24 protein-coding genes and 1 pseudogene are annotated in these 25923 nt (G+C 61.3%); 13 read left to right on the top strand and 12 right to left on the bottom strand.

Annotated features, from left to right (window positions below):
• Positions 1–86: 86 nt before the first annotated feature.
• Together E3O56_RS15615 and E3O56_RS15620 are read left to right on the top strand one after the other, a co-directional pair.
• A complete protein-coding gene (locus tag E3O56_RS15615; RefSeq protein WP_248128509.1) occupies positions 87–548 on the top strand; it encodes a nucleoside deaminase in 462 nt (153 codons plus the stop codon).
• A complete protein-coding gene (locus tag E3O56_RS15620) occupies positions 535–1722 on the top strand; it encodes a CynX/NimT family MFS transporter (RefSeq protein WP_248128510.1) in 1188 nt (395 codons plus the stop codon). Before E3O56_RS15615 ends, E3O56_RS15620 begins: the two co-directional genes overlap by 14 nt.
• On the opposite strand, the gene E3O56_RS15625 is transcribed toward E3O56_RS15620, so the two are convergent.
• Entirely contained in the window at positions 1693–4008 is a 2316-nt protein-coding gene (locus tag E3O56_RS15625) for a TonB-dependent receptor (protein WP_248128511.1), read from the bottom strand. The genes E3O56_RS15620 and E3O56_RS15625 overlap by 30 nt on opposite strands.
• Before the next feature lie 155 nt (positions 4009–4163).
• On the opposite strand from E3O56_RS15625, the gene E3O56_RS15630 reads away from it, so the two are divergent.
• The 3 genes and pseudogenes from E3O56_RS15630 (at position 4164) to E3O56_RS15640 (ending at position 7246) form a co-directional block, all read left to right on the top strand.
• Positions 4164–5108, top strand: a complete 945-nt coding sequence (locus tag E3O56_RS15630) for a LysR family transcriptional regulator (protein WP_032878447.1) — start codon at positions 4164–4166, stop codon at positions 5106–5108.
• A gap of 23 nt (positions 5109–5131) precedes the next feature.
• Positions 5132–5458 (top strand): annotated as a pseudogene (locus E3O56_RS15635) (HIT domain-containing protein); the annotation flags it as partial.
• A 180-nt stretch (positions 5459–5638) separates the two neighbouring features.
• Positions 5639–7246, top strand: a complete 1608-nt coding sequence (locus E3O56_RS15640; protein WP_248128512.1) for an alkaline phosphatase family protein — start codon at positions 5639–5641, stop codon at positions 7244–7246.
• A 137-nt stretch (positions 7247–7383) separates the two neighbouring features.
• Here E3O56_RS15640 and E3O56_RS15645 read toward each other — a convergent pair whose 3' ends face one another.
• Positions 7384–8289, bottom strand: coding sequence for a TauD/TfdA family dioxygenase (locus E3O56_RS15645; protein ID WP_032878449.1), 906 nt, complete (start codon positions 8287–8289; stop codon positions 7384–7386).
• 182 nt (positions 8290–8471) lie between these two features.
• Here E3O56_RS15645 and E3O56_RS15650 point away from each other — a divergent pair, with 182 nt between their 5' ends.
• Entirely contained in the window at positions 8472–9392 is a 921-nt protein-coding gene (locus E3O56_RS15650) for a LysR family transcriptional regulator (protein ID WP_248128513.1), read from the top strand.
• A 103-nt stretch (positions 9393–9495) separates the two neighbouring features.
• On the opposite strand, the gene E3O56_RS15655 is transcribed toward E3O56_RS15650, so the two are convergent.
• Positions 9496–10497 carry an ABC transporter substrate-binding protein gene (locus tag E3O56_RS15655; protein WP_248128514.1) on the bottom strand — a complete coding sequence of 334 codons (1002 nt, stop codon included), beginning with the start codon at positions 10495–10497 and terminating at the stop codon, positions 9496–9498.
• A 287-nt stretch (positions 10498–10784) separates the two neighbouring features.
• On the opposite strand from E3O56_RS15655, the gene E3O56_RS15660 reads away from it, so the two are divergent.
• Positions 10785–12383 carry an ABC transporter permease gene (locus E3O56_RS15660; protein ID WP_248128515.1) on the top strand — a complete coding sequence of 533 codons (1599 nt, stop codon included), beginning with the start codon at positions 10785–10787 and terminating at the stop codon, positions 12381–12383.
• A complete protein-coding gene (locus E3O56_RS15665; RefSeq protein ID WP_103734017.1) occupies positions 12380–13195 on the top strand; it encodes an ABC transporter ATP-binding protein in 816 nt (271 codons plus the stop codon). Before E3O56_RS15660 ends, E3O56_RS15665 begins: the two co-directional genes overlap by 4 nt.
• Here the strand turns inward: E3O56_RS15665 and E3O56_RS15670 are convergent.
• A complete protein-coding gene (locus E3O56_RS15670; protein WP_248128516.1) occupies positions 13182–14252 on the bottom strand; it encodes a fatty acid desaturase in 1071 nt (356 codons plus the stop codon). The genes E3O56_RS15665 and E3O56_RS15670 overlap by 14 nt on opposite strands.
• A gap of 101 nt (positions 14253–14353) precedes the next feature.
• Between E3O56_RS15670 and E3O56_RS15675 the strand changes: the two genes are divergently transcribed.
• Positions 14354–15358 carry an AraC family transcriptional regulator gene (locus E3O56_RS15675; RefSeq protein ID WP_078820003.1) on the top strand — a complete coding sequence of 335 codons (1005 nt, stop codon included), beginning with the start codon at positions 14354–14356 and terminating at the stop codon, positions 15356–15358.
• A 118-nt stretch (positions 15359–15476) separates the two neighbouring features.
• Here the strand turns inward: E3O56_RS15675 and E3O56_RS15680 are convergent, their stop codons facing one another.
• Positions 15477–15842, bottom strand: a complete 366-nt coding sequence (locus E3O56_RS15680) for a response regulator (protein ID WP_005783719.1) — start codon at positions 15840–15842, stop codon at positions 15477–15479.
• 100 nt (positions 15843–15942) lie between these two features.
• Between E3O56_RS15680 and E3O56_RS15685 the strand changes: the two genes are divergently transcribed.
• Together E3O56_RS15685 and uraH are read left to right on the top strand one after the other, a co-directional pair.
• Positions 15943–16416, top strand: coding sequence for a heme-binding protein (locus E3O56_RS15685; protein WP_248128517.1), 474 nt, complete (start codon positions 15943–15945; stop codon positions 16414–16416).
• A 28-nt stretch (positions 16417–16444) separates the two neighbouring features.
• On the top strand, positions 16445–16855 hold the full coding sequence (gene uraH / locus E3O56_RS15690) for a hydroxyisourate hydrolase (RefSeq protein ID WP_078820001.1): 411 nt from the start codon (positions 16445–16447) through the stop codon (positions 16853–16855).
• Here uraH and E3O56_RS15695 read toward each other — a convergent pair.
• Positions 16850–17536, bottom strand: coding sequence for a Crp/Fnr family transcriptional regulator (locus E3O56_RS15695; protein ID WP_248128518.1), 687 nt, complete (start codon positions 17534–17536; stop codon positions 16850–16852). The genes uraH and E3O56_RS15695 overlap by 6 nt on opposite strands.
• A gap of 83 nt (positions 17537–17619) precedes the next feature.
• On the opposite strand from E3O56_RS15695, the gene E3O56_RS15700 reads away from it, so the two are divergent.
• Positions 17620–18147 (top strand): Mpo1-like protein, encoded by a 528-nt coding sequence (locus tag E3O56_RS15700; protein WP_032878461.1) that lies wholly within the window; start codon positions 17620–17622, stop codon positions 18145–18147.
• A 47-nt stretch (positions 18148–18194) separates the two neighbouring features.
• On the opposite strand, the gene E3O56_RS15705 is transcribed toward E3O56_RS15700, so the two are convergent.
• The 6 genes from E3O56_RS15705 to dibA form a co-directional block, all read right to left on the bottom strand.
• A complete protein-coding gene (locus E3O56_RS15705; RefSeq protein WP_005783710.1) occupies positions 18195–19175 on the bottom strand; it encodes a sulfate ABC transporter ATP-binding protein in 981 nt (326 codons plus the stop codon).
• Positions 19176–19178: 3 nt separating this feature from the next.
• Complete coding sequence (cysW, locus tag E3O56_RS15710; RefSeq protein ID WP_032878463.1) at positions 19179–20051, bottom strand: sulfate ABC transporter permease subunit CysW; 873 nt, start codon at positions 20049–20051, stop codon at positions 19179–19181.
• 13 nt (positions 20052–20064) lie between these two features.
• The gene (gene cysT, locus E3O56_RS15715; RefSeq protein ID WP_005783708.1) at positions 20065–20883 is read right to left on the bottom strand and encodes a sulfate ABC transporter permease subunit CysT; all 819 of its coding nucleotides are present in this window, start codon (positions 20881–20883) and stop codon (positions 20065–20067) included.
• A 199-nt stretch (positions 20884–21082) separates the two neighbouring features.
• Positions 21083–22093, bottom strand: a complete 1011-nt coding sequence (locus tag E3O56_RS15720; protein ID WP_005783707.1) for a sulfate ABC transporter substrate-binding protein — start codon at positions 22091–22093, stop codon at positions 21083–21085.
• A 65-nt stretch (positions 22094–22158) separates the two neighbouring features.
• Complete coding sequence (oscA, locus tag E3O56_RS15725; protein ID WP_003170956.1) at positions 22159–22341, bottom strand: sulfur starvation response protein OscA; 183 nt, start codon at positions 22339–22341, stop codon at positions 22159–22161.
• 236 nt (positions 22342–22577) lie between these two features.
• Positions 22578–24491, bottom strand: a complete 1914-nt coding sequence (gene dibA / locus E3O56_RS15730) for a phosphodiesterase DibA (protein ID WP_248128519.1) — start codon at positions 24489–24491, stop codon at positions 22578–22580.
• A 167-nt stretch (positions 24492–24658) separates the two neighbouring features.
• On the opposite strand from dibA, the gene desA reads away from it, so the two are divergent.
• Positions 24659–25843: a delta-9 fatty acid desaturase DesA gene (gene desA, locus E3O56_RS15735; protein WP_005783697.1), complete on the top strand. Its 1185-nt coding sequence runs from the start codon at positions 24659–24661 to the stop codon at positions 25841–25843.
• The last annotated feature ends 80 nt before the right edge of the window (positions 25844–25923 follow it).

Consider the following 25923-nt stretch of genomic DNA (forward strand, 5'->3'; position numbering starts at 1 on the left):
CCACTGATTGGCATGTTTATATTTAATTTCAGCATACCCCAGTGGCTGACCATACTTCACCTTTCATCGCGCCCGGGGGGGCTTGTATGACCAACGATCAACCACACCTGCAACGCGCTATCGCCTTGGCCCGCGCCAACGTTGCCCAAGGCGGCCGACCCTTCGGCGCGGTGCTGACGCGCAACGGTGAAGTGCTGGTGGAAGCCGTGAATGAGATCCACCTGACCCAGGACCCCACCGCCCACGCCGAGCTGCTGGCGATCCGTGCAACGAGCCGCCAACTGGGTGCACGCCTGGACGGCTGCGTGATCTACGCCAGCGGCCAGCCTTGCCCGATGTGCCTGAGCGCCATGTACCTGTGCGGTGTAGAACGGGTGGTGTTTGCCGCCAGCAACGAAATGGCCGAGCCGTTCGGCCTGTCGACCGCAGCCATTAGCCAACAGGTCGGCTTGCCCATCGGTGCGCAACGCCTGCCCATCCAGCACCTGCCCGACAGCGCAATGACTGCGCTGTATCACCAGTGGAAAGCTCTGCATGACCCTGAATAAATCCCTTGCCGGCTGGGGCCTGCTGGTGGTGCTCGGCCTGAACCTGCGCCCCATCCTCAGCTCCATTAGCCCGTTGCTCGGCGAGATTCGCCAGGCCACCGGGCTGAGCTTCCAGAGCAGCGCCTTGCTCACCAGCCTGCCGGTGATCTGCATGGGGTTGGTAGCATTGGTGGGCGTACGGGTGGAAGCCCGCTTGGGCGAGCGTCGCGGCATCGCCCTGGGCTTGTTAATGATTCTACTGGCGTGCCTGGCGCGCTGGTTGATGGGCCAGGCTTCGGCGCTGTTGGTTACCGCACTGCTCGGCGGCGCGGGCGTGGCGCTGATCCAGGCGCTGGTGCCGGCGATGATCAAGCGCGAATTTCATCACCGCGTGCCGGTGGCGATGGGCGTGTATTCGGCCTCGCTGATGGCCGGTGGTGGGCTGGCGGCGCTGCTTAGCCCTGTGGTGGCCATGCATTTCCAGCAATGGCAGGCGGGCCTGGGGGTGTGGTTGTTGCCGGCGCTGGGGGCATTGCTGCTATGGGCCTGGCTGCCGCTGGGTGCCGCGCGAAACCCACAACAGGCACCTGCGTTCAAAGGGTTGCGCAACCGGCGTGCCTGGCTGCTGGCGCTGTATTTCGGCCTGGTCAATTGTGGCTACATGAGCATGGTCGCGTGGCTGCCCGCCTACTATCAGCAACTGGGTTGGGGCGTGCTGCCCAGCGGCTCGTTGCTGGCGTTCATGACCATCTTCCAGGTGATCGCCGCACTGTTGATGCCGGTGCTGGCGCAACGTGGGATTGATCGGCGCCCGTTGCTGAGCATCAGCCTGCTGGCGCAAACGGTCGGCTACCTCGGCCTGCTGATGGCGCCACAGCAATTCCCGCACCTGTGGGTAGCGCTGATCGGCTTCGGCCTGGGCGCGTGTTTCGCCCTGAGCCTGCTGCTGACCCTCGACCACCACCGCGACCCACGCCAAGCCGGGCAACTGGCAGCATTCGTGCAAGGCGTAGGCTTTCTGATCAATGCACTTTCGCCGTGGCTGACCGGCGCGCTGCGCGAGCTCACCGGCAACTTTGTCAGCGCCTGGGTGGTGCTGACAGTGACGGTGATGGCGATGCTGCTGGTGACGCGGGTGTTCAGCCCGGCCACCTATCGCACTGACCTAGAAGTCGTAGCGCCCAGTCACGCCTAGGGTGCGCGGCGTGCCCAACAGGCCCTCGTAACCGCCGTTACCGCCGGTCCACAGGGTGGTGTAGTAGGTTTTGTCGAAGGCGTTTTTCAGCCACAGCGACACGTCCCACTGCCCCTGCTCATAGTTACCGCGCAGGCCGGTGGACAGGTTGACCACCGCATACGCCGGGATCTGCCCGTAGTCGGAATCTTCCACCGTGCCCACCGCCTTGGAACGGAACGCGTAGCTGGCGGTGACGTAGGGTTCCAAACCGTTAGCCAGGTTCCATTTGTATTCGCCGTTGGCGTTGGCGATCCATTTGGACGCGCCCACCACTTGATGGCCCGTGAGGTCGCAGGACGCCGGAGCACCAGGGCGCAGGCTGGTTTCGGGTGGGCACGGTGCATCCTTGTACGACAGGTAGCTCACGTCGTTGAACGAGCCGTTGATATTCAGGGTCAGGCCCTTGATCGGCACCAGTGTGCTTTCCACTTCCACGCCCCGCGAACGCACGGAACCGGCGTTGGTCAGGTACTGCACGCGGTTGTCCTGGTCGTAGGCGTTGGTCTGGTAGCCGTTGACCTGGGTCCAGAACAGGTTGGCGTTGAGTTGCAGGCGGCGGTCCCACAACGTGCTCTTGAAACCCAACTCGGCGTTGTTGGCGCGCTCGGTGCCGATCAGTAACGAGTCGGCACCGGCCGTGGGCGCAGACCCTACCGCCAGGTTGACCCCACCAGACTTCTCGCCGTGGGACAGCGTCGCGTAGCCGAGCAGGTTGTCATTGAAGTGATAACTGAGGTTGAGCAGCCCCGAAGGGGTGGCGCTGTACTGCGTCAGGTCGCCCGAGTCATACGCCCCGGTGCGCCCCCGCCGTGCAGTGGCAGCCGCACCGCTCACCGCAGCACCGCCCAGCGGCGCATTGCGCGTGACCCAGGCGCTCTTTTCTTCGTAGGTGCCGCGCAGGCCGGCGGTGAAATCCAGGCGCTCGGTGAGGTGCCAGGTGCCTTGGGCGAACAGGGCAAAACTGTCGGTGCGGATATGCCCGTTGCCGACGCTGCTCACATTGCTCAAAGCGCCGTTCGGCGTGCCGTTCCAGATATCGGCCTTGGGGCCGTAATAGGCGAAGGATTTGTTGTCCAGGTCGGAGCCGAAGTAATAGGCGCCGAGCACGTAATCGAAGAAGCCGCCGGTAGGCGATGCCAAGCGAAACTCCTGGGACCACTGCTTATCTTCCACCGAAACCCCGGCGTTATACGACGCCGGTACGTTGAGGCCGTCATCATTGCGTGGGGTGAAATTCCACCAGCGATAGGCACTCACCGACGTCAGGGTGAAGTCGTTTGGCAGCGTCCAGTTGGCCTCCAGCGAGGTACCACCCTGGAACACGGTGACATGCTGGTCGTTGTCCAGGTTGACCTTGCGATGGGTGCCATCCACCAGGGTCGCCCCCGCTGCGTTGGCCCGGGATTGATACAGGTTGGTGCCATTGATGGTCGGCCCGGTGCTGTACAACACGCGGGTGCCGGCGCTGGAATCTTCTTCGTTGTAATCACCGATCCAGCGCAGGTTGAACGCCTCGTTGGGCTTGTACAACAGTTGCCCGCGAAAGCCCTGGCGCGAACCGCCGTTAAGCTCATGGCCGTCGTGCTCGTTCTTGATGTCGCCGTCGCTGCGGGTGCGATAGGCCGAGAAACGTCCTGCCAGGTCCTCGGTGAGTGGGCCCGAGATCGTGCCCTTGGTCTGGAAATAACCGTCCTCGCCCAGAGAGGTTTCGATGCTGCGCTCCGGCGTAAAGCTCGGTGCGCGGGTGCTGATGTTGATGACCCCGGCGGTGGTGTTCTTGCCGAACAACGTCCCTTGCGGGCCACGCAGTACTTCAAGCTGCTCGATGTCCATCAGGTCGAACACCGCCATGCCCGGGCGCCCGAGATAGACGTTGTCGATGTACAACCCCACGCTGCCTTCCAGGCCATCGCTGGCCGGGTTGTTGCCCAGGCCGCGAATCGACACGCTGGACTGGCGCGCGTGCATGTAGGCGACGTTGACGCTGGGCACCAGTTGCTGCAAATCCTGGATGCGGTACACCCGCTGGGTTTCCAGCGCCTGCCCACCGACCACGCTCATGGGCGTCGGCACGGCCTGGGCACTTTCGGTACGCCGCCGGGCGGTCACGGTGACGGTTTCCAGTTGGCCACTGGCGCTTTCGCCCTTGCCGGCAGGCGCGGGTGTTTCAGCGGCCTGGGAAGGCGACCAACTGCTGCTACCGGCCACCAGCATCGCCAGCGGCAAGGACTTGAACAGACTCATAAGCGGCTCCAGAACCCGGAGATATCCGTCGCCAGATATTCCTAAAGGTTATTTATTTATGTTTTTACGAACATTTACTGCATAAGAGATAGCCTTTATAAGGAGTCGACCTAATGCATAGCCAATGCATTTCCCGGATATTTTTGATGTGAAAAATGCATATCGATCTGCGCCAGCTTCGCCACTTCATCGCCCTCGCCGAGCAACGCAGTTTTGTCGCGGCAGCCTTGGCCGTGAACCTGTCGCAGTCGGCGTTCAGTCGCAGCATCCAGGCCCTTGAACACAGCGCCGGCTGCCAGCTGGTAGACCGTGGCCGCAAGGACCTGGCGCCCACCAAGCAAGGTCAGGTACTGCTCGAACATGCCCGGCGCCTGGTCAGCGGCGCCCAGCAATTGGCCAACGAGATCAGCCAGTTCAACGGCCTGGAAGCCGGCGAGCTGCGCTTCGGCTGCGGCCCGGCCCCGGCAGGTGGGTTGATCCCGCGCGCCATCGGCAGTTTTATCGGGCGCTACCCCAAGGCCCGCGTGCAGTTCCAGGTGGATGACTGGCAAAGCCTGGGCAAACGCCTGCTCAGCGAAGAGTTCGAATTCTTCGTCGCCGACACTCGCCACTTCGAAGCCAACCCCGACTACCACACCCACCGCCTGCGCGCCCGTCGCTGGTATTTCTGCTGCCGCGCCGGCCACCCCCTGGCCGGCCGCGAAAGCATCCGCGCCGATGAACTGATGAGTTATCCGCTGGCGGTCACCATTCGCCCGCCGAACCTGCGCAAGGTCATCGCCGACCTCAGCGGCCGGCCCGATTACCAACCCAATGTGGAGTGCGAAAACGGCTATAGCCTGATGGGCGTGGTGCTGCGCTCGGATGCCATCGGCATCGTCAGCGCCAACAGCGATGTGCTGCACATGGCGCGGGGCGAGCTGGTGTGTTTGAAGATCGATGGCCTGGATGAAAACCTGGAGGAGCGTTACACCCGCTACGGGATTGTCAGCCGTGCGGGGTATCGATTGTCGCCGTTGGCGGAGGCGATGATTGAGCAGATCAAGGAGATTGATGAGAGGGACGAGGATGCTTATGCGTTGGAAAATATTGCGGTCTGAGTCAGTGGTGAACGGAGGCCCGCCACCTCCTATGGGAAGACCAGACCCACATAGCCTTTCTCTCCATATTTCCCAACACGCCGGGGTTCAGTGTCGTTATCCCCAAAACCCATCACGGCAGCTACGCGTTTGCCGAACCGGACACCGCGCTGTGTGACTTGGTCATCGCAGCCAAGAAGACGGCGCAGCTTTTGGACGAAGCGCTAAAAGGTGTGGCTAGAACGGGCATGATTCTGGAGGGTTACGGCGTCGATCATCTGCACGCCAAATTATTCCCGATGCACGGGACCGGGGAAGACGATAAAGAGCTGGCAGAGCTGGCTGCTCACATCAGGTCCTTCGCCGAGTAAGCCCGCTCCCACAGGCTGATCGTGGGGCGTCAGGTAGATGAGTGTCGGCTGGCTTGCCTGCGATGGCGCCAGCAGCCACACCCATGCATTCCCTGCATAAAATCCAGACCTCAAATGCACTTGCCAGCACACCCTGCGAACGGCGAAAAAACGCTCCTGTCCTTCGTCCGGTAAACCTCCATGTCTGAACCAAAACCCGTGCGCAACGTGCTCTACATCATGTGCGACCAACTGCGTCGCGACTATCTGTCGTGCTACGGCCATGCCCATCTGCACACGCCGAATATCGACCGCCTGGCCGCTGCCGGTGTGCGTTTCAGTCGGGCCTATACACAAGGCACCATCTGCGGGCCCTCGCGCATGTCGGCCTATACCGGGCGTTACGTCAGCAGCCATCAGGTGGCGTGGAACGCCGTACCGCTGCCGCTGGAAGAACTGACGATTGGCGACTACCTGCGCCCCCACGGCATCCGCACCGCGCTGGTGGGCAAGACCCACGCCACGCCGAACGTGGAGGCGTTACAACGCCTGCATATCGACCCCGACAGCGCCCAGGCCGAGCCGCTCAATGAGGTGGGCTTTGATGCGTACCTGCGCCACGACGGCATCTACCCCGACAGCCCGCTGTTCGACGACAAACGCGAGTCCGCGCCCTACACCCGTTACCTGCGCGAGCAGGGCTACGGTGGTCGCAACCCCTGGCATGACTGGGCCAATGCGGCCCAAGGTGAAGACGGTGAAGTGCTCAGCGGCTGGCACATGCGCAATGCCGGCAAACCTGCGCGGGTGGCCGAACAACATTCGGAGACCGTCTACACCACCGACCGCGCCATCGACTTTATCGGCGAGCAGGGGCAGCAGCCATGGTGCCTGCACCTGTCGTACATCAAGCCGCACTGGCCCTACATTGCCCCGGCGCCGTACCACGCGCTGTATGGCGCCGAGCATATCCAGGCGCCGATTCAACCTGAACACACCAGCGATCACCCGGTGTACCAGGCGTTTCGCCAACACCAGGAGAGCCTGAATTTTTCCCGCGACGAAGTGCGCCTGACGGTGATTCCCACGTACATGGGCCTGATCAAACAGATCGACGATCAACTCGGGCGGCTGTTTGATTTCATGCAAAGCACTGGCCGCTGGGACGACACGCTGATCGTGTTTACCAGCGACCATGGTGACTTCCTCGGCGATCATTACCTCGGTGAAAAAGAGTTTTTGCTGGAGCCTGCGGTGGGTGTTCCCTTGATCGTGCGCGACCCACGGGCCAGTGCCGATGTCAGCCGTGGCAGCGTGGACGCACGCCTGGTGGAAACCATCGACGCCCTGCCCACCTTCCTCGACGCTCTGGGCCTGCCCGCCGCCGACCATCGCCTCGAAGGCCGCTCGCTGATCCCACTGCTGCACGGCGAGCAACCCACCTGGCGCCACTACGCCATTGCCGAATACGACTACGCCTTCCAGGCCCCGGCCCGGGAACGCCTGGCGCAGCCCATCGACCGTTGCCGCATGACCATGGTGCGCAGCGAACGCTGGAAGTACCTGGCCTATGACGGCTTTCGCCCGCAGCTGTTCGACCTGGAAAACGACCCGCAGGAAATCCACGACCTAGGCAGCGATCCCGCCTATGCCCAGGTGCGCGAGACTCACTTGGGTTATCTGTTCGAATGGCTGCGTGGGTTGAAGCGGCGTACCACCATCAGCCACACCGAGATCGAAGTGCGCGGGCAATGGTTTCGCTATGGGGAGCCGGAGGCGGAAAAAGTGGTGCAAATCGGCGTCTGGTAAACGCCACAAATCCAATGTGGGAGGGGGCTTGCTCCCGATAGCAGTGGGCCAGTCAAAGATGCTGTGACTGACACTCCGCTATCGGGAGCAAGTCGAATCGTCGCACCGCCCCTCCCACATTTTGATCTCCAACCGGCTTAGAGACCTTTCGTGGTCTGGCTGCGCTGCCCCTGCACACCCACCGGCACATCACCCTTGAGCGTGACCCGGCGCACGATGCGCTCTTGGGTGCCATAGTCGTCCACCGCGTAATGCTGGGTGGCACGGTTATCCCAGATCGCCACGTCACCGGTATTCCAGCGCCAGCGTACGGTGTTTTCCAGACGCGTGACGTGGCCTTGCAGCAGGTTGAACAGCTGGGTCGACTCCGCCTGGGAATAGCCTTTCAGGCGCTTGACGAAGTGCCCCAGCAGCAGGGTTTTCTCACCGCTGACCGGGTGCACACGCACCACCGGGTGTTCGGTTTCGTACACTGTCGAAGTGAAGACCTTGCGGTATTCCTCCAGCTTCTCCACCGCCACATCCGGCTTGCGTGCGGCGTAGTCGTATTCGTTGCTGTGCACCGCCCATAGGTGGTCAGCCAACGCACGCAGCTCGACGCTGAGGTCGTTGTAAGCGGCGGCGGTATTGGCCCAGACGGTGTCGCCGCCGGACGCTGGCGCCAGCACCGAACGCAGGATCGAAGCTTTCGGGTAGGCATCGACGAAAGTCACGTCGGTGTGCCAGGAGTTGGCGCGCTGACCACGGGTGCCATCCAATTCCATCAGAAAGCGCGTGCCGTCGCGCACCGGCACCGTAGGGTGTGCAATCGGCTCACCAAGCAGGTGGGCGAAGGCTTCCTGGCTCTGGTCATCGAGATGGGTTTGTTCGCGGAAGAAGATGACCTTGTACTGCACCAGTGCCTGCTGGATGGCCTCAACGGTGGCGGCATCCAGGTCACCAGACAGTTTGATGCCACGGATCTCGGCGCCGATACGACCGGCCACCGGGTGGATGTCGAGCGCGTGGGCGATGGGTTGAACAGCTAATGCGGCGTTGCTCATTGTGATGACCCTCATGTGCCTGCTGATGGTGGAGATGCTTTCCAGCAACGCTCTATCCATATGCATTTTAGATCTAGCAAATGAATCAATGCTTCGTTGACGGAATAAGAGCTTGCATTTAAAACCTCAGCTTGCTCGGTCGCAAATGCCTTCGACCTATTTTTAAAATGCCGGGAAAGCATATGGATCTTCGCCAACTGCGCTACTTCATCGCCCTCAACGAACACCGCAGTTTCGTGCGTGCGGCGGACGCCATGGGCATCACCCAACCAGCGTTCAGCCGCAGCATCCAAGGGCTGGAACAGGAGTTTGGTTGCGTGCTGGTAGACCGCGGCCACAAGGACCTGCGCCCTACGCCGGAAGGCCAGGTGGTGTTGCAGCACGCCCTGAGCCTGGTGCACGGCGCAGCGCTGCTGAGCAGTGAAGTGACGCGCATGACCAAGCTCGACGCCGGCGACATGCGCTTCGGCTGCGGCCCCGCGCCAGCGGTGAAGTTGGTGCCGGATGCGGTGGCGCGATTTATCAACGCCCACCCGAAAATCCGCACGAGTTTCCAGGTGGACAACTGGGAAACCCTCAGCCGCAGCCTGAGCCGTGAAGAGATCGAATTCTTTATCGCCGACATCCGTCAGTTCGAGGCCGACCCGAATTTCCAGACCCGCGCACTGACACCCAAGCGCGGCGTCTTTTTCTGCCGCCCCGGGCACCCGTTGCTGGCCAAGGACAGCCTGTCGACCAACGATATGTTCGACTATCCGCTGGCCGCGCCGCTGATCTCCCAGGGTATTCGCAAACTGCTGGCGAACCTGAGTGGGCGCATGGATTTTTCCCCGAGCATCCAGACCGAGCACTTCCCGGCGCTGGTGAAGATTGTGCTGCAATCCAACGCCATCGGCGTCGGCACCGAGGAAGCGTTCGCCGAGGATGTGGCCAGCGGTTCGCTGGTGCTGCTGCATTGGCGCAACCTGCCGCAGAATATGGAGACCATGAGTGCGCGTTGCGGGATTGTCAGTCGCACGGGGTCGCGGTTGTCGCCAGCGGCGAAGGCGATGATCGAGACGTTGGTGGAGGTGGATAGTCAGCAGGTAAGTGTGGCGGTTTGAAGGGCCTCATCGCGGGCAAGCCAGCTCCCACATTGAGCGGTGAACACATTCAAGTGTGGGAGCTGGCTTGCCTGCGATAGCGATAGCCCAGGCACCGACAAGCTCAGAGCCCCGCCGCCACCAAACCCGGCGCCACCCAATCGCTCACCTGAAACGACTTGCGAATCAGCTTCTCCTTCGAGGCCAAATCCACCGCATCCTGCAATTTGCCCAGGAACACCGGGTCCAGGGTCGAGGGGAAAATCTCACTGAGTTTCTGGTCTTTCAAATCATTGGTCAGGATCACCGGCGGGTAACTGGCCAACCCCGACACCAGCGCGATATAGGCCTGCTTGTTGTTGTCATCGGTCAACCACCGCACTGCTTGCTGCTGGGCCTTGAGCAGCTTGGCCACAGCATCTGGGTGTTCGTCGACAAACTTGGCGCTGCCCACCAGCACGGCCTGGATGCTGCCGGCATCGCCCAGGTCCTTGGTGGTCAGCGGTATTTCTGCCAAACCTTTGGCCTGCAACGCCGTGAGAGTGGAGCCGCCCCAGGTTGCGTCAATCTGCTTGGCGGCCAACGCAGCGCTGGCGGCATTGAAGTCCAGGTTGATGACCTTCAGGTCCTTCTCACTCAAGCCCTGGCTGGCCAATGCGCTGTCGAACGACAACTGGCTGGCCGTGCCGCGGAACACCGCCACGCGCCTACCCTTGAGGTCTTGCAGGGTCTTGATGCCTGAACCCGGCACCACCCCGAGGTAGTGCTTGACCCCACGTGCTGTGGCGCTGAGCAGCCGCGTATCCAGGCCATTGGAACGGCCGATGATTGCCGCCAGGTCGCCCAGATAGGCGAGGTCCACCTGGCCGTTGGCGAAGGCTTCATTGATCACAGGGCCCGCGCCTTTGAAGTAATTCCACTGGATCTTGATGCCTTGGTCGGCAAAGGCTTTTTCATAGATTTGCTGTTCACGCAAAACGTCGGTGATGCCGCCGCCACTGTGCTGGCTGCCGGCACTGAGGTCGGGCACGGCGATGCGAATTTCCTTGAGGTCAGCGGCATGCACCAGCCCGGCCAGGGCGGTACCGGCGAACAGGCTGATCAGACGTTTGAAGGGCAGTTTCATAAGCGCAGCTCCTGGTGGGCGACGGTCGCCTGGGGAGCAAAAAATAGGCACAGCACGAACAAAACTTTAAATACTATAAATGCACAATTTAATAGCTTTTTGGACTATGCGAGCGAATACACAGGCTCCAGAGCGGTATGCATGAACAGCATCGAAAATATTCTTCGAATGCATTGGATGCGTGGAGAGCTGAGGCTTTAAATGATTTCTCTTATCTCGCAATCATCTTGATTACGTTTTTATAAGATCGAAATCACATAATGCATTTGGCGACACGGAGGTCTTCCATGGCCCGGATTTCACTTTTGAGCCTACCTCTGGCGGCCCCGTCCAACGGCAGAGTGCCGCGTTGGCCGCAGCTGTGTCAGCGCCTGTTGGCGTGGCTGCTGCCGTTCACGTTGTTTGCCCTATGGTGGTTGGCCAGTCGCAATCACTGGATGAGCGAACAGATTCTACCCGCCCCCACCCTGGTGTGGAGCAGCGCAGTGGAGTTGGCCGGTGGCGAGTTATGGAGCCATCTTGCGATCAGCTTGCAGCGCCTGTTCTGGGGCCTGCTGGCCGGTATCGGCGTGGGCGCGATACTCGGCGCAGTCCTGGGTTTCAGCGCCCGCGCCGAGCGTTTGGTATTCCCCACGTTCAGCGCGCTGTCGCAGGTACCGACCTTGGCGTGGATTCCGCTGTTCATGGTGTTTTTCGGCATTGGCGAAACCTTGAAACTGGTGGTGCTGGTCAAGGCCATTGTGGTGCCCGTAACTCTGCACACCCTGGTGGGCGTGCGCGACGCCCAACCCAACCTGCGCGAAGCCGCCCGCGTGTTGCGCCTGCCCACCCACTTGCTGATCCGCCGCCTGATCCTGCCCGCTGCGCTACCGGCGTTCATGGCCGGGGTACGCCTGGCCCTGGCGGCGGGCTGGACGTCGTTGCTGGCCGTGGAGTTGCTGGCCTCCAGCGAAGGTATCGGCTACCTGATGGTGTGGGCGCGCCAGTTGTTCATGCTCGATATTGTCTTTGTGTGCATCGTGGTCATCGGTGTGCTGGGTGTGGTGATGGACCGCGGCATCGGTTGGCTGGATCGCAAGTGGGTGCACTGGCCCCATCCGGCTACAGCGCAGATCCGCCGCGGGCCACGCTATGAAGGCTGGCAACGCTTGCAACCGTGGCTGTTGCCGCTGCTATTGCTGGCGTTGTGGCAAGTGGCAACGCAACAGGGTTGGGTCGACCCGAACATTCTGGTCAGCCCCCAAGCGGTGCTGCAAACCACCGTGGCGGGTGTGCTGGATGGCAGCCTGACCACGGCGCTGGGCAAAAGCCTCGGCCGGGCCGTGGGCGGCTTGCTGCTCGGCGGCAGCCTGGGCTTTGCCATGGGCTTGTGGCTGGGGCTGTCGCGGCGCAGTGAACGGGTACTTGGCCCGACCCTGGCCGCGCTGCGCCAGATCGCGATTTTCGCCTGGGTGCCGCTGCTCACCGCCTGGTTCGGCCTGGGTGAGCTGGCCAAGTGGGTGTTTATCGCCCTCGCCGCGTTCTGGCCGTTATTTATCGCTACCCAGCGCAGCGTGCTCAACCTGTCGCCGCAACTGCGCGAGGCGGCGCAGGTGCTGCGCCTGAGCCTGTGGCAGCGCCTGCGTCGTCTGGTACTGCCGGGGGCCGCGGCGGGGATTTTCGCCGGCCTGCGCCTGAGCCTGATCTACGCCTGGATGGGCACCATCGGCGCGGAATATTTCATGCCCTCGGACGGCGGCATCGGCAGCCTGATGATCGGCGCCCAACAGTTGCTGCGCATGGACCTGATCATGAGCGGCATGCTCCTGGTCGGCCTCACCGGCGCCGCCCTCAACCTGATCGGCCAACGCATCGAAACCCGTGCCACCCGCTGGAGACACGCATGAACGCACCGATTGTCAGCTTCAACCATGTGGGCAAAAGCTTCGACGTCGACGGCTTCGAACTGGAAGCCATCCGCGAATTCAACCTGCAGATTGCCGAAGGGGAATTTGTCGCGATTGTCGGCGCCAGCGGTTGCGGCAAGTCCACCCTGCTGCGTCTGCTGGTGGGGCTCGACACGCAATATCGCGGCGAGATCCAGGTTGATGGCAAGGCCGTCAGCGGTATCGGTGGCGAGCGCGGCATCGTGTTCCAGGAGCACCGCCTGTTTCCCTGGCTGACCGTGGCGCAGAACATCGGCCTGGGCCTGGTCAACGAGCCGCTGAACGAGGCCGAGCGCAACCGGCGCATCCGTGACTTTATCGAGCTGGTGGGCCTCACCGACTTCACTCGCGCCTACCCGCATCAACTTTCCGGCGGCATGGCGCAACGGGTGGCGATCGCTCGTGGCCTGGTGGCCAGCCCGCGCATCCTGTTGCTGGACGAACCGTTCGGCGCCCTGGATGCACTGACTCGCCAGCAGATGCAGGACGAACTCCTGGCAATTCGCGCCCGCGCCAGGATCACCACGGTACTGGTCACCCATGATGTGGAAGAGGCGATTTTCCTCGCCGACCGCGTGGTGGTGATGGAGCCCCGGCCGGGGCGCATCAAGCAGGTGGTGGACATCACCCTGCCCCATCCGCGCCAGCGCAGCAGCTTTGAATTCCACCAACTGCGCGAACAATTGCTGCATGAACTGATCAGTGACGACCACTACCAGCCGCCGGTGCGCGAACAGATCCGCGATTTGCCCCTGGCGTTCATTGCTTGCTGAAAGCGAGTTTGACGCCCGGCTGCTCCTGGCGCTCAAACCGATTGGCCCGGGCGAAGGTGCCGAAATCATTGAAGCGCACACCCATCTCGGCCATGACCTTATGCGCCACCTTGACGGTCATCTGGCGAATGTAGAACGGCTCCTTCACCACAAAGTGATGGATGCCATGGGTGCTGCCGAAGTTGAAGCAGAACGCCTGCAACGGCCACAGCCACCAGGGGTTCAATACCTGGGTCTGCTGGATCACGTTGCCCAGTTCCACATCGCCGTAGTAGTGCATGTTGGAGCTGACAAAGTGCAGGCAGAACGTGCGCAATACGTTGGGGCCGATGATCACCACTGCAGCGATGTCGATCACCTGCATCATCTGCAAGGTGCCGGCCGACCACATGATCGGCGCGCCCAACAGGCTGGCAATGCCGTTGGCGGCATGAAAGCCCAGGAAGACGTACCAAGCGCCCCAATGCAGCAGTGCCAGCGGGGCATACACCAGCACCACGCGCTTGAGGATGCTGAGCTTGTGTGCCCAGGTCTTGGCCCGCAGCATTCGGATCAAGGCCGACATCATGTTGTCGCCCACCATCAGCAAGCGCGCAAGCCCCCAGGGCTCGCCGTTGGTAATGGCGCGCTCTTCCATATCGGTCTCCGTGCCGGAGACCTTGTGATGGTTGAGGTGCAAATGCCGGCGTATCCACGGGTTGATCGTGCTTGGCCGTGCCAGCCATACCAGGCCCATCATCAGGTTGTGGGGCAGGCGCTGCTTGCGAAAGTACATGCTGTGGATCAGGTCGTGCTCCAACTCGTGGGTCAGTGAAGCAAAGAACGCATTGAGCAGCAGGCACGCCCACCAGGCCAGGTGACCGCTGATATAGAGCGCCGCCGAGCCGAGCATGCCCAACAAGGCAAACGCCAGGATGCCCACGCCCAGGGCGTCCTGATGCAGCAGCCAGGGATGGCGCTGGCGCAATCGGGCGCCCTCGGCCAGCACCACCTCACGGATATGCGCTGAACGTTGTTGTGCGTTCATCTGTTGGGGACTTGCAGAAGTACCGTCCATGCTTCCATCCTCTTGTACATTGATGTGTCCATCCTGCCCTAAGCGATCGGGCAGGATGCTAGCCTCGGACGCCAACCTGTTGACCGCAAGCGCCAATCGCCATGACCGAACCCACTTCCCTCGCCAGTTGGACCCGCGCCCTGCGCAAGCAGCTCGACGCCCTGGGCCTGAACAGCGCCACGCTCTGCGCCGAGGCCGGACTCGACCCGCAGCAGATGGACGACCCCAACGCACGCTATCCGTTGTCGGCCACCACGCGCCTCTGGCAACTGGCGGTGCAGGCCAGCGGTGATCCGGCGATTGGCTTGCGGGTGTCGCGGTTCGTCAGCCCCACCACCTTTCACGCCCTCGGTTATGCCCTGGTGGCCAGCGGCAGCTTGCGCGAGGTGTTCGAGCGCATCGTGCGCTATCACCAGGTGGTCAGTGACGCCCTGAGCCTGGAGTTGACCCGCCATGGCGACGCGTACCACTTTCGCCTGCTCCAACCCCAAGGCAGCCCCGCGCCGGCGCCGGAGGCCATCGACGCCTTCGTGGCGATCTATGTGCGCACTTGCCGCAACCGCCTGGGGCGTGACTACGCGCCGTTGGCCGTTTATCTAATGCGCCCGGAACCCGCCGACCCCACGCCGTGGCATACCGTATTGCGCTCGCCGGTGTTTTTTGCCGCCAGCGAAGACCGCCTGGAGTTCGCTGCCCACGACTTCGACAGCCATCTTGACGACGCCAACCCGGAATTGGCCGAACACAATGAAACCGTGCTCAAGCGCACCCTCGCCCACCTGCAACCGCTGACCTGGGAGCGCAAGGTGCGCGCCGTGATCGAGGCGCAATTGCCCGATGGCGAGCCGAGTGCCGAACGCGTTGCCCAGGCCTTGCACCTGAGCTTGCGCAGCTTGCAGCGCCACTTGGCGGATGAAGGCTGTCGGTTTGATGCGCTACTCAATGAGTGCAGGCAGAACCTGGCGTTGCTGCACCTCAGGGATCCGCAGTGTTCGTTGGCCGAGATCAGCCATTTGCTGGGGTTTGCCGATACCAGCAGTTTCAACCGGGCGTTCAAGCGCTGGACGGGGATGACGCCCGGGCAATTTCGGGAGGGATTGCGGTAGGAGGATTTTCAGTGGCTGTGATGGCCTCATCGGGGGCAAGCCCCCTCCCACATTCTGATTTGTGAACACGTTCAAAGTGTGGGAGGGGGCTTGCTCCCGATAGCGGTCGCCCAGGCAATCAACGCCCACGATCCCGGCGCAATACTTTCCTCACGCGCGCCACCAACACCTTGGCGTCAAACGGCTTGAGCAGGTAATCATCCTCGTGCAGCTCCAACCCCCGCAATCGGTCCTCAATGCCGCCCGGCGTGGTCAAAAACAAAATCGGCGTTTTGCCGCGTTGGCGAATCGCCTGCTGCAATTTCCAGGCGTTCAAGCCCGGCAGCATCACATCCAGAATCACCAGCTCGTACACAGAGCTTTCCACAAACCGCTGCGCCGCCATGCCGTTGGCCGCAACTTCCACGGAGAAGCCGGCCTCGCTCAGACCCTGGGCCATAAGCTGCGCCAGTTGCGGCTGGTCTTCCACTAACAACACCTGCATGTCTTACCTCTGGGTTTGATTACAAACCTGTCATCCAATTGTGCGACTTTTGTCCGCGTCCACTGGCTACCGTGAGCACCTGCCTCCTGGAGCCACAAACATGTATCGCACCGCTTTGTTCTTGAGCCTCGCTGTGACCACCGCTGCACAGGCCACGCCACAACTGCCGCGCCACGCCGAGCTGGATCTGCGCACCGCACGCCAACTGGCCGACGCCAGCCTGGCCCATTGCACGGCTGCACTGACGGTACTTGATCGCGGCGGCAACCTGCTGCTGGGCCTGCGGGCTGACGGTGTCGGCCCGCACAACAGCCTCGCCAGCCAACGCAAGGCATACACGGCGCTGTCGACCAAAACCCCAACCCGGCTGTTTGCCGAGCGTGCGCGTAACAACCCTGAAGCCGCCAACCTTAACAGCTTGCCCGAGTTGCTGTTGCTCGGCGGCGGCGTGCCGCTGTTCGCTGATGCTGAACTGGTCGGCGCGCTGGGCATCGCCGGTGCCGGCGGCGCTGCGCAGGACGAAGCCTGCGCCGTACAGGCTGCCGAGCAACTGGGCTTGAAAACCACCCCTTGATTCCACCCACTGTCACAAGGATTTCTCGATGAAAAACCTTAGCATGACCCTTGCCGCCCTCAGCCTGAGCGGCCTGTGCAACCTGGCCCTGGCCGCCGGCAACCCGCTGAGCGTACACGTGCTCAACCTGGAAAACGGCCTGCCATCGGCCGGTGTCAGCGTCACCCTGGAACAGCATGTGGGCGATCAGTGGCAATCACTGTCCCAGGGCGTGACCAATCAACAGGGACGCATCGCCGAACTGTTCCCCGCCGACCAGAGCATGAAGCCGGGCGAGTACCGTGTGGTGTTCAAGACCGGCGATTACTACAAGAAGGCCAACCGCGAGACGTTCTTCCCCGAGGTGCCGGTGATTTTCCAGGTCAAGCAGGTCGACCAGCACTACCACATCCCGCTGTTGCTCAGCCCTTACGGCTTCTCCACCTATCGCGGTTCATAGGCCCGCGGCCAGGCGCAGCCCGGCGAGGTCCAGTATCTCGATGGCGCCGTAGCTCAAACCAATGATGCCCTGTTGCTCCAGCGCCTTGAGCAGACTGTTGATGGTCTGGCGCGACAGGCCCAGCATCGCCGCCAGATCCTCCTGAGGCAGTTGCAGCACGCGGCGCGCCTGCTCTATTTCGCCGTAACCCTGGGCGATCATCAGCAACCGATGGGCCAGACGCTTTGAGGCGGGCATCAGGCTTATCTGCTCAATGTTGATCAAAGACAGGCGCAGTTTATGGCTCATCAACAGCGCCATATCGCGCCAGAACACCGGTTGTTGTTCAAGAATCTTGAGTATCGCCGCCTGCGGTACCTGCAACAGCGTGCAGGCTCCCGTGGCGAGGGCATCGTGGGTGCGTGGCAGGTTGTCGAACAGGCAGATCTCGCCGAACCAGTGAGGGGTTTCCACCAGGCTCAATACCGCTTCCTTGCCTTGGGCGCTGACGGCACTGATGCGCACCGCCCCTTCCAGCACCGCATACAGGCCACACGGCGGGTCGCCGCGTTTGAACAGGAACTGCCCCGTTGCAAGTACGCGCAACCGCGCCGCCCCCAGCAGGCTACGCTGAAAGTCTGGCGGCAAGTGGCTGAACCACTGACCGCGAACCAATTGCGCGTGCCATTTGCCTGTGTCCATGGGAACTCCGAAGATTGTCGCCCAATTGACAGTTAGGCACCGACTGACAGGGCATGATCAAACATCCTACAGGAGGAACAACAATGAAAAGCCTCGTCGACCACCTCAGTCAATACGCCGCCTACCACCGCGACCCGCGCAATATTGTCAGTCACTTTATCGGTATCCCATTGATAGTGGTTGCCGTGGCCGTGCTGCTGTCACGCCCCGAGTGGACGGTGGGTGGCCTTTGGGTCTCGCCAGCGGTGCTCCTGGCTTTGTTCTCGGCGTGGTTCTACCTGCGCCTGGAACTGGCCCTGGGCGCGCTGATGACGGTGTTGATGGGTCTGTCGGTATGGGCTGGGCATGTATTGGCGGCACAGAGCACGATGGTATGGCTGAGCAGTGGCGTGGGTATGTTTGTGGTGGGCTGGGTGATTCAGTTTGTCGGGCACTACTACGAAGGCAAGAAACCCGCGTTTGTGGACGATGTGTCGGGGCTGATCGTGGGGCCGTTGTTTGTGGTGGCGGAGTTAGCGTTTTTGCTGGGGTTGCGGCAGGACCTGCAAAAGCAGATTGAACAACGTTCAGGCCCGGTGGGACGCCGCGATCTCAAGCCAAGTGAAGTCTAAATGTGGGAGGGGGCTTGCTCCCTCCCACATTGGGTTCTGTATTGAGTTTAGGCTTTTTGCCAGACCTTGGGTTTGAAGAACAGGGTCTCGCCACGGGCCAGCCCGGTGAGGCTGTCGTGGTCTTTCACCACCTCGGCCTCGATCAGCTCGCTTTGCCCTTCCACCTTCAAGGTCACGCGAGTCGTTGCGCCCAGCGGACGAATATCGCGTACCTCGGCCGCATGGTGATCTTCCAGTTCATGCCGCGACAACGACACTTCGTGGGGGCGGAACAGCAGGTGCTTGTCTTCGCCCAAATGCAGGCGGTTCGAATCACCCAGGAAGTGATAAACAAAATCGCTTGCCGGGTTTTCGTAGACATCCCCCGGTGAGCCGATCTGCTCGATCACGCCCTTGTTCATCACCACGATGCGGTCGGCGACTTCCATGGCCTCTTCCTGGTCGTGGGTCACAAACACTGAGGTCAGGTTGATGTCTTCGTGCAGGCGCGCCAGCCAGCGGCGCAGCTCTTTACGCACCTTGGCATCAAGGGCGCCGAAGGGCTCGTCCAGCAGCAGCACTTTAGGCTCCACCGCCAGCGCGCGGGCCAGGGCGATACGCTGGCGCTGGCCACCGGAGAGTTGTTCCGGGTAGCGGTCGGACAACCAATCGAGTTGCACCATGTTGAGCAGCTCATGGACCTTGGCCGCGATCTGGCTTTCATTCGGGCGCTGGTTTTTCGGCTTCATGCGCAGGCCGAAGGCGACGTTGTCGAACACGGTCATATGGCGGAACAAGGCATAGTGCTGGAACACGAAGCCAACATTGCGATCCCGCACATCGTGGCCGGACACGTCTTCGCCGTGGAACACGATGCTGCCGGCATCCGGGGTTTCCAGGCCGGCGATGATGCGCAGCAAGGTGGTCTTGCCGCAGCCGGACGGGCCCAGCAACGCCACCAGCTCGCCACTCTGGATATCCAGGTTGATGCTGTCCAGGGCCTTGAAGGCGTTGAAGTTCTTGCTGACATTACGGACTTCGATCGACATGACTTATTCCTCACCGGCGCTGTTGCGCAGGCGGTTGATTCGGTTCTCGCTCCACTGCTTGAGCAGCAGGATGAAGAGCGCCAGGATCAGCAACAGGCTGGCCACCGCAAACGCGGCAACATGGTTGTATTCGTTGTAGAGGATCTCGACGTGCAGCGGCAGGGTGTTGGTGACGCCGCGAATGTGCCCGGACACCACCGACACCGCGCCGAACTCGCCCATGGCCCGCGCCGTGCACAGCACCACGCCGTAGATCAGGCCCCATTTGATGTTCGGCACGGTGACATGCCAGAACATCTGCCAGCCATTGGCGCCCAGCAGGCGCGCGGCCTCTTCTTCCTGAGTGCCTTGCTCCTGCATCAGCGGGATCAGCTCACGGGCCACGAACGGCACAGTAACGAAGATGGTCGCCAGCACGATGCCGGGCAAGGCGAACACGATCTGGATGTCATGGTCCTGCAACCATGGGCCGAAGAAGCCCTGGGCGCCGAACATCAGCACGTAGACCAGGCCCGCAATCACCGGTGAAACCGAGAACGGCAGGTCGATCAACGTGACCAGGATGCTTTTGCCACGGAACGAATACTTGCTTACGCACCAGGCCGCGCTGACCCCGAACACCAGGTTGAGCGGCACCGAAATCAACACGGCGATCACCGTGAGTTTCAGCGCCGACAGCGCGTCCGGCTCAAGGATCGCGGTGAAGAACGAACCCAGGCCATTCTTCAGGCCCTGGGACACCACGATCACCAGCGGCAACAGCAGGAACAGGGCGAACACCAGCCAGCCAAGGCCGATCAGGATACGTCGCGACGTCGCGCTGCCACGGCGGGCAGCGTTGGCCGAGGACGCGGCGGAAATAGACGATTGGGACATGTTCCGCGCCTCCTTATGGACGTTCGATGCGCCGCTGCAACAAGTTGATCAGCAGCAGCAAAACAAAGGAAACCACCAGCATCAGCACACCAATGGAGGTGGCGCCGCGGTAGTCGTATTGGTCCAGCTTGACCATGATCAGCAACGGCAGGATTTCGGTTTTCATCGGCATGTTGCCGGCGATGAAGATCACCGAACCGTACTCACCCACGCCACGGGCGAAGGCCAACGCGAACCCGGTCAGCCAGGCAGGCAACAATGCCGGCACGAGGATATGGCGGAACACCTGCAGTGGCTTGGCACCCAGGCAAGCGGCGGCTTCTTCGACTTCCCGGGGGATATCGGCCAGTACCGGCTGCACCGTGCGCACCACGAAGGGCAAGGTCACGAAGGTCAGCGCCAGGGTGATGCCCAAGGGGGTATAGGCGATCTTGAAGCCCAGGTCGGTTGCGAACTGGCCGACCAGGCCGTTAGGCGCATACAGCGCGGTCAAGGCAATACCGGCGACGGCGGTGGGCAAGGCGAACGGCAGGTCGATCATCGCATCGATGATCTTGCGGCCGGGGAAGGTGTAACGCACCAACACCCAGGCCAGCAGCGTGCCGATCACGCCATTGATCAGCGCGGCGTACAGCGCGGTGCTGAAGCTCAGCTTTAACGCCGCCAGCACGCGAGGTGCGGAGATGATGTTCCAGAACTGATCCCAGGTGAGTTGGGCGGCGTGTACAAACATCGCCGCCAGCGGGATGAGCACGATCAGGCTGAGGTACACGACGGTGTAGCCCAGCGTCAGCCCGAAGCCGGGTATGACGGGGGAAATACGACGCGACATAAGAGTCCTTGGTTAAAGGGTAGAAACCACTGTAGGAGCGCGCTTTTTGTGGCAGCTGGCTTTTCTGTGGGAGCCGGGCTTGCCCGCGATGCAGGCACCTCGGTGTATCAGCCACACCACGGTGATGCTATCGCAGGCAAGCCAGCTCCCACACAAGCCCAGTTCCTACAGAAAGTCAGGCCCCTACAGTTACTTTGGCTTACTGCGCCGTGTAGATCTGGTCGAACACGCCACCGTCGTTAAAGAATTTCGGTTGGGCAGTTTTCCAGCCGCCGAAATCTTTGTCGATAGTCACCAGGTCCAGTTTCGGGAACTGCTGGGCGTATTTGGCGGCTACTTTTGCATCGCGTGGGCGGTAGAAGTTTTTCGCCGCAATCTCCTGGCCGGCCGGGCTGTACAGGTGTTTGAGGTATTCGGTGGCGATCTCGGTATTGCCTTTTTTCTCGGCGTTCTTGTCGACCACAGCCACCGGCGGCTCCGCCAGGATCGACAGGGACGGCACGACAATGTCGAACTTGTCGGCGCCGCCGTCTTCTTTCAAGGCCAGGAACGCCTCGTTTTCCCAGGCCAGCAATACGTCACCCTGACCGTTGTTGACGAAGGTAATGGTAGAACCGCGGGCGCCGGTGTCCAGCACCGGGACGTGCTTGAACAGCTCTTTCACGTACTCCTGAGCCTTGGCTTCGCTGCCTCCGGCCTTGAGGCCATAGGCCCAGGCAGCAAGGAAGTTCCAGCGCGCCCCGCCGGAGGTTTTCGGGTTGGGCGTGATCACCGACACGTCTTTCTTGATCAGGTCGCCCCAATCCTTGATGCCTTTAGGGTTGCCCTTGCGCACCAGGAACACGATGGTCGAGGTGTACGGGGTGCTGGCGTCCGGCAGACGCGTCTGCCAGTTTTCCGGCAGGGTCTTGCCCAGCTTGGCGACTTCATCGATGTCACCGGCCAGGGCCAGGGTCACCACGTCGGCGCGCAGGCCGTCGATCACTGCTCGTGCCTGCTTGCCCGAGCCGCCGTGGGACTGCTGGATCTTGACGTTGTCGCCGGGGTGAGACTGCTTCCAGAAGTTGGTGAACTCTGCGTTGTAGTCCTGGTACAGCTCACGGGTCGGGTCGTACGAGACATTGAGCAACTCGTAGTCCTTGGCAACAGCGGAACCGGCAAACACGGCACTGGCCAGCGCGGCCAAGGCATAACGGCGAATCGACGACATAGAAGCTCCTGAAATTATTGAGTGTTGGCTTTTCTTATTAGTTGCGGGTCTATCGCCGTTCTTGCTCAGCTCGGTTTGTTACCCGGGTTCTGCAGGCGGAATTTTTCCTTGCGCTCGATCTGTACCACTTGGGCGTTGTGCACAGTGATTTCCACCGCGCCAAAGCGCAGATCACGCAAGGCGCTCTGGATCTCACGCAAAATGGCTGCTTCGTCCTGGCCGTCGACGCTACGTAGAGATGCGCTCATGGTCTCGCTCCTGAAATGAATAGTGCCTGGCAGTGACGACACTGCTTGCGGCGTGAGGGCGATAGTAGATAAGCGTGGATATTCTTAAAAATACTATTTAAGAATGTTTATATAACCAGAAAGAATTTTCTGATAGGGCGCGGGGTTGCGTGTGGATTTTCTGCTCAGATGCTGAAGTTAAGGCCTGATGTGATCCAAATGTGGGAGCAAGCCCCCTCCCACATTTTGAGCGCATTTCAAGTCTGGATTTGGGGTGCTCGGGTCCAGTCGATAGCGTCGGCCGGCATCGGCCGTCCAAACCAGTATCCCTGGCCCATATCGCACTCCTGACCCAACAGGAACCGTGCCTGTTCCACCTGCTCGATTCCTTCGGCATGTACCTGCATCCCCATGCTTTTGGCCAGGGCGATGACCACACGTACGATCGCGGCGTCGTCTTCGTCCCACGGCAGACCGGCGACGAAGCCTTGGTCGATCTTCAGCTTCTGCACCGGCAGGCGCTTGAGGCGCAACAGCGAAGAGTAGCCGGTGCCGAAATCGTCGATGGCCAGGCGCAAGCCCAGTTCGCGCAGACGGTGCAGTTGCTCCAGAGCCACTTCGGGGTCGTCCATCACTGCGCTTTCGGTGACTTCCAGCTCAAGAAACGCCGGGTCCAGGCCCGTGTCGTGCAGCACCTGAGCCACTTGTTCATAGAGTTCACGCCGGGCAAACAGGCGGCTGGAGACGTTGACGGCGATAAAGCCCAACGGCGCGCCGTCCGCCAGCCATTGGCACATCTGCCGGCACGCCTGGTCCATCACCCACGCGTCGATATCGGCAATCAACCCGGTGCGTTCGGCGATGGGGATGAATTCGCCAGGGGGCACCAGGCCGCGCTCCGGATGCTGCCAGCGCACCAGCGCTTCAACGCCCACCAAACGGCTGTCGGGCAGGTTATGCACCGGCTGGTAGTAGACGCGCAGTTCCTGCTGGTCGAGGGCACGGCGCAGTTCGCTGGCGATCTCCACGCGATTTTGCGCGTGAGCGGTCAGCTCTTCGGTGTACAGGGCATAGCCCTCGCGGCCGGCGCTTTTGGCCTTGAACAACGCGGAGTCGGCATTGCGCAGTAATTGCTCGGCGCTCAAGGCATCGCTGGGGAACAGGCTGATGCCAATACTGGCGCTGATAAACAATTGATTACCGTCAAAAACAAACGGGTCTTTCATGGCATTGAGCATGCGCTGCGCCAAGGCAGCGGCCTGGATCACCTGTGGACAACTTTCCGCCAGCACCGCGAACTCGTCGCCGCCCAGCCGCGCGAGTGTGACCCCAGGCCCGAACAGGCCCTTGAGACGGTCAGCCACCAGCTTGAGCAACTGGTCTCCAACATTGTGGCCAAGGCTGTCATTGATGATCTTGAAGTGGTCCAGGTCCATTAACAGCAGGGCACAGCCACGCTTGTGCACTTGCGCCGAGGCCAGGGCCTGCTCGGTACGATCGGTGAATAAAAGGCGGTTGGGCAGGTCGGTGAGCGGGTCGTGATGGGCCAGGTGCGCCAGTTCGTGTTCGGAGTCCTTGATGGCGCTGATGTCCGAGAACACCGCGACGTAATGGCTGATATGGCCCCGCTCATCGCGAATCACACGGATGGTTTGCCACTGTGGATACACCTCGCCGCTTTTGCGGCGGTTCCAGATTTCGCCGCTCCATTCACCTTCACGTTCCAGGGTCTGAAACATCTGTTGATAGAAAGCCGACGAATGGCGCCCGGACTTGAACAGGCTGGGCGGCTGGCCCATGACGTCTTCGCGGCGGTAGCCGGTAATCTCCATGAATGCGCGATTGACGTGCACGATCAGGCCCTGTGCATCGGTGACCAATACACCTTCGCGGGTGCAATCAAACACGGCGGCCGCCTGTTGCAGGCGTACGCGGTTTTCTTGCAGGGGCAGCTGTAGTTGGTGGGCGCGGGCGAAACATACGCCCATCAGGTATATAGCCAGCGCACTCAGGGCTACCCAGACGTAGCCGCGAAGTTGCAGCCAATGCGCCAGCGCCCCCGGTTCATCGATAAAGTTGATCAATAATTGGTGGCTGAGTCTGAGCCATACGACGGAAATCAGCAGGTATACCAGCCCCGCACGTAGGGCTCCTCGGTATGAAAACAGCATATGGTCAGTAATCCTTACCAAAAAAAACAGAATCGCCCTACGAAGGCTGGGGATTATAGAATAAGAAACATCCAGTCACTCCTATCTGAAAGAGCGGCTGGTTTTCTCTGTAGGCTTAGTGATAATGCGTGAGCTGTTCTTTTCTTTATCTGAGGGCCATACAGCCTATGTGGTACAACGGTTTTCTTGACCTGTCAGCCTGGCAACTGGTGGCAGTCACGCTGTTGATGACCCACGTGACCATTATTGGGGTCACTGTCTATCTGCACCGTTATTCGGCCCATCGCTCGCTTGAGCTCAATGCCGGCCTGAAACACTTCTTCCGCTTCTGGCTGTGGCTGACCACGGCGCAGAACACCCGCGAGTGGACCGCCATCCACCGCAAGCACCACGCCAAATGCGAAACCGTCGATGACCCGCACAGCCCGGTGATCAAGGGCCTGTCCACGGTGCTGCGCAAGGGCGCCGAGCTGTACCGTGCCGAGGCGGAAAACCCCGAGACCCTGCGCATCTACGGCAAGAACTGCCCGGACGACTGGATCGAACGCAAGCTCTACACGCGCTACCCGCTGTTGGGCGTGGCGCTCATGGGCGTGATCGACCTGCTGCTGTTCGGCACCATCGGTATCACCATCTGGGCGATCCAGATGATGTGGATTCCGTTCTGGGCCGCCGGCGTCATCAACGGCCTGGGCCACGCCGTGGGCTATCGCAACTTCGAATGCCGTGACGCCGCCACCAACCTGGTGCCGTGGGGCATCATCGTCGGCGGCGAAGAGCTGCATAACAACCACCACACCTACCCCAACTCGGCCAAGCTGTCGGTGAAGAAGTGGGAGTTCGACCTGGGCTGGGCCTGGATCAAGGTGTTCAGCTTCCTGCGCCTGGCCAAGGTGCAGCGTGTTGCCCCCATCGCCCACCGTGTCGAAGGCAAGGGCAGCCTGGATATGGACACCGCCATGGCGATCCTCAACAACCGCTTCCAGATCATGGCCCAATACCGCAAGTTGGTGATCGGCCCGCTGGTCAAGCAGGAGTTGGAGAAGGTCGATCACTCGGTACGTCACCAGTTCCACCGTGCCAAGCGCCTGTTGTCACGGGAAACCAGCTTGCTGGATGACCGTCACCACTTGCGCATCCAAAGCATGTTGGAGCACAGCCATGCGCTGACCGTGATCTATGAAAAGCGTCTGGCGCTCCAGCAGATCTGGCTCAAGACCAGCACCAATGGCCACGATATGCTGGCCGCGATCAAGGAATGGGTGCACGAAGCCGAGGCCAGCGGCATTCAATCCCTGCGCGACTTTGCCCACCAGTTGAAGACCTACTCGCTGCGCCCTGCGGCGGTCTGACGGTACTTTGGGAGGGCTTGCCCTCCCACACACTGGCTTTTTGGCGCCATTTTCCGGGCACCGTCAATCCATGCCGATCA

This window comes from Pseudomonas sp. W2Aug9 (assembly GCF_023127755.1).
Taxonomy (GTDB): Bacteria; Pseudomonadota; Gammaproteobacteria; order Pseudomonadales; family Pseudomonadaceae; genus Aquipseudomonas; species Aquipseudomonas synxantha_A.

Coding starts and splice junctions, on each gene's coding strand:
- E3O56_RS15665 (WP_103734017.1), top strand. CDS start 12,380: ATGAACGCACCGATTGTCAGCTTCAACCATGTGGGCAAAAGCTTCGAC.
- E3O56_RS15615 (WP_248128509.1), top strand. CDS start 87: ATGACCAACGATCAACCACACCTGCAACGCGCTATCGCCTTGGCCCGC.
- E3O56_RS15625 (WP_248128511.1), bottom strand. CDS start 4,008: ATGAGTCTGTTCAAGTCCTTGCCGCTGGCGATGCTGGTGGCCGGTAGC.
- E3O56_RS15620 (WP_248128510.1), top strand. CDS start 535: ATGACCCTGAATAAATCCCTTGCCGGCTGGGGCCTGCTGGTGGTGCTC.
- E3O56_RS15695 (WP_248128518.1), bottom strand. CDS start 17,536: ATGGACACAGGCAAATGGCACGCGCAATTGGTTCGCGGTCAGTGGTTC.
- E3O56_RS15670 (WP_248128516.1), bottom strand. CDS start 14,252: ATGGACGGTACTTCTGCAAGTCCCCAACAGATGAACGCACAACAACGT.
- E3O56_RS15675 (WP_078820003.1), top strand. CDS start 14,354: ATGACCGAACCCACTTCCCTCGCCAGTTGGACCCGCGCCCTGCGCAAG.
- E3O56_RS15700 (WP_032878461.1), top strand. CDS start 17,620: ATGAAAAGCCTCGTCGACCACCTCAGTCAATACGCCGCCTACCACCGC.
- E3O56_RS15630 (WP_032878447.1), top strand. CDS start 4,164: ATGCATATCGATCTGCGCCAGCTTCGCCACTTCATCGCCCTCGCCGAG.
- uraH (WP_078820001.1), top strand. CDS start 16,445: ATGAAAAACCTTAGCATGACCCTTGCCGCCCTCAGCCTGAGCGGCCTG.
- cysW (WP_032878463.1), bottom strand. CDS start 20,051: ATGTCCCAATCGTCTATTTCCGCCGCGTCCTCGGCCAACGCTGCCCGC.
- oscA (WP_003170956.1), bottom strand. CDS start 22,341: ATGAGCGCATCTCTACGTAGCGTCGACGGCCAGGACGAAGCAGCCATT.
- E3O56_RS15720 (WP_005783707.1), bottom strand. CDS start 22,093: ATGTCGTCGATTCGCCGTTATGCCTTGGCCGCGCTGGCCAGTGCCGTG.
- desA (WP_005783697.1), top strand. CDS start 24,659: ATGTGGTACAACGGTTTTCTTGACCTGTCAGCCTGGCAACTGGTGGCA.
- E3O56_RS15650 (WP_248128513.1), top strand. CDS start 8,472: ATGGATCTTCGCCAACTGCGCTACTTCATCGCCCTCAACGAACACCGC.
- dibA (WP_248128519.1), bottom strand. CDS start 24,491: ATGCTGTTTTCATACCGAGGAGCCCTACGTGCGGGGCTGGTATACCTG.
- E3O56_RS15685 (WP_248128517.1), top strand. CDS start 15,943: ATGTATCGCACCGCTTTGTTCTTGAGCCTCGCTGTGACCACCGCTGCA.
- E3O56_RS15660 (WP_248128515.1), top strand. CDS start 10,785: ATGGCCCGGATTTCACTTTTGAGCCTACCTCTGGCGGCCCCGTCCAAC.
- cysT (WP_005783708.1), bottom strand. CDS start 20,883: ATGTCGCGTCGTATTTCCCCCGTCATACCCGGCTTCGGGCTGACGCTG.
- E3O56_RS15645 (WP_032878449.1), bottom strand. CDS start 8,289: ATGAGCAACGCCGCATTAGCTGTTCAACCCATCGCCCACGCGCTCGAC.
- E3O56_RS15705 (WP_005783710.1), bottom strand. CDS start 19,175: ATGTCGATCGAAGTCCGTAATGTCAGCAAGAACTTCAACGCCTTCAAG.
- E3O56_RS15680 (WP_005783719.1), bottom strand. CDS start 15,842: ATGCAGGTGTTGTTAGTGGAAGACCAGCCGCAACTGGCGCAGCTTATG.
- E3O56_RS15655 (WP_248128514.1), bottom strand. CDS start 10,497: ATGAAACTGCCCTTCAAACGTCTGATCAGCCTGTTCGCCGGTACCGCC.
- E3O56_RS15640 (WP_248128512.1), top strand. CDS start 5,639: ATGTCTGAACCAAAACCCGTGCGCAACGTGCTCTACATCATGTGCGAC.